The following is a 7883-nucleotide window of genomic DNA, read 5'->3' on the forward strand; positions in this document are numbered from 1 at the left end:
CTCAGGCGCGCTGCCTGAGGACCGAACGCAGCGCCAGATAACTGATGCCGCCCATCAACAGGTAACTTGTCGCCACCCCGGCAAAGATGCCGATCACGCCATACAGGGCGCCACCAAGCCAGGCCAGCGGCACCAGCAAGGCGAACAGACGCACCAGCGAGAGCATCATCGCGCGGCGCGGCTTGTGCAGCGCATTGAGGCTGGAATTGGCGAGAATGATCACGCCCTGGGCCCCGAGGGCGGCGGGTATCAGCCACAGATAGGTGCTGACCAGTCCCGCGACCTCCTGACTCTCGGCGAAGCGCGCCGCGATCCACTCTCCGCCCAGCCCGAGCCCCAACCAGACCACCAGCTGCCAGACGAGAATGAAGGCCAGCACGCCGTGGATGGCGCGCCACACGCGCCTCTGCTGCCCGGCACCGTCGTTCTGGCTGATGAAGGGCGACAGCGTCATGGACAGCGCCAGCACCAGAATCAGCGCCAGCGACTCGATGCGTGAGCCGATGCCGTACGCCGCCACCGCTGCGTGACCATGCTGACTGACGATACGCGTGACCAGCGCGGTGGCAATCGGCGTCATCACGCTGGTCAGCGCGGCAGGCAGGCCGATCGCCCCGACCTCGCGCCATGACGTCACCAGCCGCGTCACGCTCAGGTGACGAAAATCGAGTCGCGCGCGCAGCAGTGGCAATGCCAGCAAGCCCAGCGTCATCGCCAGCCATGACAGCACCGTGGCCAGCGCCGCGCCCGCCACGCCCATGCCCTGCCAGTCACCGATGCCGAAGATCAGCAGCGGGTCGAGCAGCGCATTGAGCACCCCCGCCGCCGCCATCACCAGCGAGGGCACCAGCGTATTGCCCTCGGCGCGCAGCACGCTGCCCAGCACACGCGGCAGCAACACGAAGGGCGCGCCGAAATACCACACCTGCATGTAATCGCGGATATGCGGCATCAGGGTGTCATCGGCCCCCAGCAGCCCGAACAGCGGCTCGATGCTGGCAAGCCCCAGCACCAGCATCACCAGCCCCAGCAGCAGCCCCAGCAGACTGGAATCCGTGGTGCGCGCCTTGACGGTCTCGAGCTCGCCTCGCCCCAGCCGGCGCCCCACCACCGCGGTGGTGCCGATGGACAGACCGATGGCGATGCTGATCACGCCGAAGGTGACCGGGAAGGTCATGGTCACCGCCGCCAGCTCCGGCGTGCCCAGCTGGGCGATGAACCAGGCATCCACCAGGTTGAACAGCATCATGGTGACGATGCCGCCGATCACCGGCCCCGTCATGCGCGCCAGCGTCGAGGCGATCGGGTCACGCACCAGATCGCGCGTGCCACGCCGAGACGAGGCACGTCTGGGGGTGGCAGGGGTATCAGGGTCAGACATACAGGCTCCGGACAGAAAACGACCCCGACCGGCGAGGCGCCAGCGGGGCCGAACAGTGTAAAGCATCAGCGTGTCAGGTGAGGGGCAACGCCGGATCGCGCCGAGCCTCCCCGCGCTGCATCAGTTGCCCTGCATGAAGGGCGAGACGACCTCTCCGCCCGCCTCACGCCAGGCCGCGAAGCCGCCCCCCAGATGGGCCACCGGCCCGAAGCCCATGTCCTTGAGCGACTTGGTGGCCAGCGCCGAGCGCAGCCCGCCGGCACAGAACAGCACATAGCGCCCCTCGCGTGCGAAGTCGGCGCGGTGATAGGGCGAGGCCGGGTCGACCCAGAACTCCAGCATGCCGCGCGGCGCGTGGATGGCGCCGGGGATGCGCCCTTCCCGCTCCAGCTCACGCACATCGCGGATGTCCACCAGCGTCAGCGGCGTGCCGCCGGCGCGGGCCTCTTCCAGCGCCTCGCGCAGCTCGCGGGGCGACAGGGTCTCGATCTCCGTCTCGGCGGCGGCCACCAGCTCACTGACCGGTCGAATCATGGGGTGCTCCTTGCAGATGATGTTGTCCTCGGGGTGCATGTCAGCGGCTGACTGCGTGACAGCTCACGCATCCGCCTCGCCACAGCGATAGAAGCGCTGGATGCTCGAGAAATCGAGGCGCCCTGCGCCCTGGGCGGCATGCTGGACGAACAGATTACGCGCCTGGGAGCCCATTGGCACCGCCGATTTCGAGCCCAGCGCCATCTCCCAGGCAAGGCCAAGATCCTTGGTCATCAGATCGACCAGGAAACCGCCCTGATAATCATTGGAGGCCGGCGCGGCTTCCATCACGCCGGGCCAGGGATTGTAGACGTTGAGCGCCCAGTTGCCGCCGGATGACTGCTTCATCACCTCCGAGAGCACGGCCGGGTCCAGCCCGTTCTTGACCCCCAGCGCCAGCGCCTCGGCGGTGCCGCTCATCAGGATGCCCAGCAGCATGTTGTTGCAGATCTTGGCGACCTGGCCGCTGCCGGCCGGGCCGGCATGGAACAGATTCTTGCCCATCACTTCCAGCAGCGGCACGGCACGCGCATAGCCGTCCGCCTCACCGCCGACGATGAAGCTCAGCGTACCGGCACGTGCACCCCCGACCCCGCCGGACACCGGAGCATCCATGAAGGTGATGCCACGCTCGGCGGCGTGGCGCGCGACCAGACGGGCGTCATCCGGCGCGATGGTCGAGGCGTCGATCACCAGCACCGAGGCGTCGAGCGCGGCCAGGAGGCCACCCGCACCGTCCTCCTTGTCACCCAGATAGAGCTTTCGCACGTGCTGACCGGCCGGCAGCATGCTGATCAACACCTCGACACCCTCGACGACCTCTCCGGGAGATGCCGCACGGGTGGCGCCCGCCTCGACCAGCTCGCTCATGGCCGACTCGACCAGATCGAAGACCCTTACCGCATGGCCAGCCTTGACCAGATTGAGCGCCATGGGCCCGCCCATGTTGCCGAGTCCGATGAAACCGATGGATGTCATGGCAATGCTTCCTTGTGAACAGATTCTTGTTGTCATTGGCGTCCGGCGGCATGGCCGCGCCTGCCGCCGGTGCTGAAAAGCGCGCTCAGAGGTCCATCAGCGGATGCTCATCCTCTTCCCACAGCGGCGCGAAGAAGCCGTCGATGTATTCCTCGGAGACCTGGGCGATCGAGGCATAGGCCCACTGCGGCTGCTTGTCCTTGTCGATCAGCAGGGCGCGCACCCCTTCGGCAAGCTCGGTGCCCATGCAGCAGCGCACCGACAGGGTCAGCTCGTCACGGAAGGCCTCCGCCAGCGAGGAGTGGCGATGGCGCCCCAGCATGCGAAACACCAGATGCGGTGAACTGGGGCAGCCGGCCAGCAGGCGCTCGCGGTTGGCGCTCAGCCACGCATTGCAGTCACTGCGCGCCTGGGGATCATCGATGATTCGTTGGCAGGCCTTCTGCACTTCGCGCCCGGCGACCAGCTGCTGAAGGTGATCGAAGAGCGGCAGCACCTGCCCCGGCGGTGCCAGCTCACGGCGCTCGAACTCGCTCAGCACCTGGCTCAGATGACGCGACGGATGACGGCCGAATTCTCCCTCGCACAGCGCCTGCTTGAGCGCCTCGCGCTGCTCATCGGGAATCAGGCGTGTCGCAAGCCCCAGATCCAGCGCATCGCGGGCATTCAGCTGCGCACCGGTCGCGCCGAGATATTCTCCGATGCCACGCGGCAGGCGATTGAGCAGCCAGCTGGCACCGACATCCGGGTACAGACCGATGCTGACTTCCGGCATCGCCAGTCGCGAACTCTCGGTGACCACACGCTCACAGCCGCCGGCGAACAGCCCCATGCCGCCGCCCATCACGATGCCGCCACCCCAGACCAGCAGCGGCTTGGGGAAGGTATGCAGGCGGTGATCGAGCCGGTATTCGGCGGTGAAGTAGCGGGTGGCGAAGAAATCATCCAGCGCCTCGAGGGGGTCTGCGCCTTCGTTGGCAGGCGCCGTGGTCATCGCCTGATAGAGCGCCACGATATCGCCACCGGCACACAGCGCACGCTCGCCGGCGCCTTCCAGCCACACCATGGCGATGCTGCTGTCCAGCTCCCAGGCATCCAGCTGTGCCTCGATGCGCTCGATCATGGCCAGCGACAGCGCATTCAGCGAACGCGGCGCGTTCAGGCGCACGATTCCCAGCTGCTTGCCGTCGCGGGCGCGCCGCGTCTCGAACACCACGGGCGCCTCGACATCGGTCGCGGCCTTGGCGGTGACACCTTCTATCTGGCTCATGAGCGCCCTCCTCCCTTCACCTCTTCCTGACGCGAGACCCACTGCGGGGCGCGCTTCTCGAGGAAGGCGCTCACGCCTTCCTTCTGGTTGGGGTCATCGAACAGCTCGACGAACAGCTCGCGCTCCATGCGCAGGCCATCGCTCATGCCGCGATGGCGCGACGACATGATCAACGCCTTGCAGCGTGCCACGGCGCTCGGGCTCTGGTTGGCGACGCTCTCGGCGATCGCCAGCGCGCGCTCGAAGCTCTGGCCGGTCTCGACCACCTCTTCCGCCAGCCCGATGCGACCGGCGGTCTCGGCATCCACCTGTTCACCACACAGGATCATGCGCTTGGCCCAGCCTTCGCCGACCAGCCACGGCAGGTGCTGGGTGCCGCCCGCACACGGCAACAGCCCCACCTTGGCCTCCGGCAGTGCCAGCCTGGCCTGCCGCTCGACGATACGCATGTCACAGGCCAGCGCGCACTCGAGCCCGCCGCCCATCGCGTAGCCGTTGACGGCGGCGATCGTCACGCCCGGGAAGTTGGCCAGCCGCTCGAAGGCCAGCCCGAAACGACGCGCCATGGTGGCGGCGACGCCCTTGTCACCATCGGCGAAGGTCTTGAGATCGGCGCCGGCGGAGAAGAACTTGTCGCCCTCACCGGTGATCACCACCGCACTCACGCTGCCATCGCCCTCCAGCTCGTCGAGCAGCTGCTCCAGCTCGATCAAGGACGCTTCCGTCCAGGTGTTGGCCGGCGGGTTGTTGATGGTGACCCGGGCGATATGACGATCCTTCTCGAGAACGAGGCATGGCCCTTGACTGGATGACATCATGTAACTCCCTGAAAGATGGTAACCAATGACGAATTGAAGTGGAGGCGGCGTTACGCCAGCGACTCGATCATGCCCGGCGTCAGAAGACGCCGCGCGATGATCAGACGCATGATCTCGTTGGTGCCTTCCAGAATCTGGTGCACACGGGTGTCACGCACCAGCCGCTCCAACGGGTACTCGCGGATATAACCGTAGCCGCCATGCAGCTGGAGTGCCTGATTGCAGACCTCGAAGCCCATGTCGGTGGCGAAGCGCTTGGCCATCGCACAGTGGGCGCTGGCCTCGGCGTCGCCCTCATCGAGCTTGAAGGCCGCCAGCCGCACCAGGGTGCGCGCCGCGGTCAGTTCGGTGGCCATGTCGGCCAGCTTGAACTGCAGGGCCTGGAACTGGGCCAGCTCGCGCCCGAACTGCTTGCGCTCGCCGAGATAATCCCGCGACAGCTCCAGCGCCTTCTGGGCCGCACCCAGTGAGCAGGTGGCGATGTTGATGCGACCGCCATCCAGCGCCTTCATCGCGAAGCGGAAGCCCTCGCCCTCCTCGCCCAGACGATTGGCCGCCGCAACCCGCACGCGATCGAAGCTCACCAGCCGGGTCGGCTGGCTGTTCCAGCCCATCTTGTCTTCCTTCTTGCCGTAGCTGATGCCCTCGGCGTCAGCCGGCACCACGAAGGCCGAGATACCCGCCGCGCCGCTGTCCGGCTCGCCGGTGCGCGCCATCACCACCAGCACGTCCGTGGCGCCGGCACCGGAGATGAACATCTTGGAGCCACTCAGATAGTAGTCATCGCCCTCGCGCTCGGCGCGGGTGCGCAGGCTGGCGGCGTCACTGCCGCTGCCCGGCTCGGTCAGGCAGTAGGAGCCGAGCTTGTCGCCTGCCACCATCGCCGGCACCCACTGCTCGCGGCAGCTGTCCGTGGCGAAACTGGCGATCATCCAGCCCACCATGTTGTGGATGGTGATGTAGGCGGTGGTCGAGATGCAGCCGGTCGCCAGCTGCTCGAGAATGATGGAGCTGTCGAGGCGTGGCAGGCCAAGGCCGCCGTGCTCCTCGGGGACGTAAAGCCCCATGAAACCGGCCTCGCCCGCCTTGCGAAGTGTCTCGATGGGGAAGTGGGCCGTGGCGTCCCACTCGGCGGCATGCGGGGCAAGCTCGGCATCCGCGAAGGCACGCGCCCCCTCCTGGAGGGCACGCTGGTCATCGGTCAGCGAAAAGTTCATGCAGCTGCCTCCTGTTGTCCTTGTTCTGTCGGCCCGGGTCTATCGCCCGGGCCTGTCAAAGCGGCTCAGCGCATCTGAGGAGCCATCAGCGCATCTGAAGAGCCCTCAGCGGTCTTGTGAAGAGAGCCCTCAGCGCATCTGGATCGAGAAGTTGGGCTGATTGCCCTCGGCCGGCGCATCGTCGAACCAGCGCGCCGTCACCGTCTTGGTCTCGGTATAGAAGCGCACCGCCTGCTTGCCATAGGCATGCAGATCGCCGAAGAAGCTGCCGCGCCAGCCGGTGAAGGAGAAGAACGGCAGCGGCACCGGAATCGGCACGTTGATGCCGACCTGACCGACCGCGATCTCGTTCTGGAAGCGCCGCGCCGCGCCGCCGGAGCGCGTGAAGATGGAGGTGCCGTTGCCGTAGGGGTTGTTGTTGATCAGCTCGATGGCCTCGGACAGGTCCGCCGCCTCCATGCAGCACAGCACCGGCCCGAAGATTTCCTCGCGATAGAGCACCATCTCCGGCGTCACCTTGGAGAACAGACACGGCCCCAGCCAGTTGCCATCGGGATAGCCCGCCACCGAGACGCCGCGACCATCCAGCAGCAGCTCGGCACCTTCCTGCTCGCCCTGCTGGATCCAGCCGGTCACGCGCTCCAGCGCCTGCGGCGAGATCAGCGGCCCGTAGCTGGCGCCCTTGTCATCCCAGGCGCCCGGGCGCACCTCGGCCAGGGCGTCGCGCACGCGCTCGATCAAGGCCTTCGAATCACCGACGAAGACCGCCACCGAGATCGCCATGCAGCGCTGACCCGCCGCGCCGACACTGGCACCGACCAGCGCGTTGACCACCTGGTCGGCCGGGGCGTCCGGCATGATCACCATGTGGTTCTTGGCCCCGGCGAAGCACTGGGCGCGCTTGAGGTTGTCAGTGGCGGTGCGATAGATGTGCTGACCCACCGGTACCGAGCCGACGAAGCTGACGGTGCGCGGAATCTCGTGGGCGAGCAGATGATTGACCTGATCGCGCCCGCCCTGCACCACGGTCAGGATGCCCTCGGGGGCACCCGCTTCCATGAACAGCTCCGCCAGCCGCAGCGTGGTCAGCGGCACCTGCTCGGACGGCTTGAGCACGAAGGCATTGCCACAGGCGATGGACAGCGGGAACATCCACAGCGGTATCATGGCGGGGAAGTTGAACGGCGTGATCCCAAGGCAGACACCCAGCGACTGGGTCACGGAATAGCTGTCGATGCCGGTGGCGACGTTCTCCACCGTCTCGCCCATCAGCAGGCTGGGAATGTTGGCGGCGTGCTCGACCACCTCGATGCCGCGCCACACATCGCCCTTGGCGTCCTCGAAGGTCTTGCCCAGCTCGTGGGAGATGATCTCGGCCAGCTCGTCATGATGCTGCTTGAGCAGATGCTGATAGCTGAGCATCAGGCGGGCACGGGTCGGCACCGGCGTGTTGCGCCAGCGCTGGAAGGCCTGCTCGGCGTGGTCCAGCGCTTCATCCAGCTCACTCAGCGGTGACAGGGGCACGCGGGCGATCTCGCCGTTGGTGGCCGGGTTGGTGACGCTCAGGTGCTGATCGGCGCGACTTTCGACAAACTGACCATTGATCAGCTGAGGCAGCACCAGCGGCGCGCTGTCACCGGCGACCACGGCGCGCAGGCGTGACAGCAGATCCAGTGAACCGGTAG

General features: G+C 66.8%; 7 protein-coding genes. All 7 read right to left on the minus strand.

Annotated elements, in window-relative coordinates; translation table 11 throughout:
- Window position 1: 1 nt before the first annotated feature.
- Window positions 2–1381: an MATE family efflux transporter gene (locus AC4FAH_RS02480; protein WP_490245609.1), complete on the minus strand. Its 1380-nt coding sequence runs from the start codon at window positions 1379–1381 to the stop codon at window positions 2–4.
- Between the two features lie 120 nt (window positions 1382–1501).
- On the minus strand, window positions 1502–1915 hold the full coding sequence (locus AC4FAH_RS02485) for a rhodanese-like domain-containing protein (protein ID WP_107336265.1): 414 nt from the start codon (window positions 1913–1915) through the stop codon (window positions 1502–1504).
- Window positions 1916–1978: 63 nt separating this feature from the next.
- Window positions 1979–2893: a 3-hydroxyisobutyrate dehydrogenase gene (gene mmsB, locus AC4FAH_RS02490; protein WP_213113963.1), complete on the minus strand. Its 915-nt coding sequence runs from the start codon at window positions 2891–2893 to the stop codon at window positions 1979–1981.
- 85 nt (window positions 2894–2978) lie between these two features.
- Entirely contained in the window at window positions 2979–4163 is a 1185-nt protein-coding gene (locus AC4FAH_RS02495) for an enoyl-CoA hydratase/isomerase family protein (RefSeq protein ID WP_490245610.1), read from the minus strand.
- Entirely contained in the window at window positions 4160–4978 is an 819-nt protein-coding gene (locus tag AC4FAH_RS02500) for an enoyl-CoA hydratase (RefSeq protein WP_054555504.1), read from the minus strand. Before AC4FAH_RS02500 ends, AC4FAH_RS02495 begins: the two co-directional genes overlap by 4 nt.
- Window positions 4979–5031: 53 nt before the next feature.
- Entirely contained in the window at window positions 5032–6198 is a 1167-nt protein-coding gene (locus AC4FAH_RS02505; protein ID WP_043331325.1) for an acyl-CoA dehydrogenase family protein, read from the minus strand.
- A 129-nt stretch (window positions 6199–6327) separates the two neighbouring features.
- Window positions 6328–7818 (minus strand): CoA-acylating methylmalonate-semialdehyde dehydrogenase, encoded by a 1491-nt coding sequence (locus AC4FAH_RS02510; RefSeq protein WP_490245613.1) that lies wholly within the window; start codon window positions 7816–7818, stop codon window positions 6328–6330.
- Window positions 7819–7883 lie beyond the last annotated feature (65 nt).

The organism is Cobetia sp. (assembly GCF_983723665.1).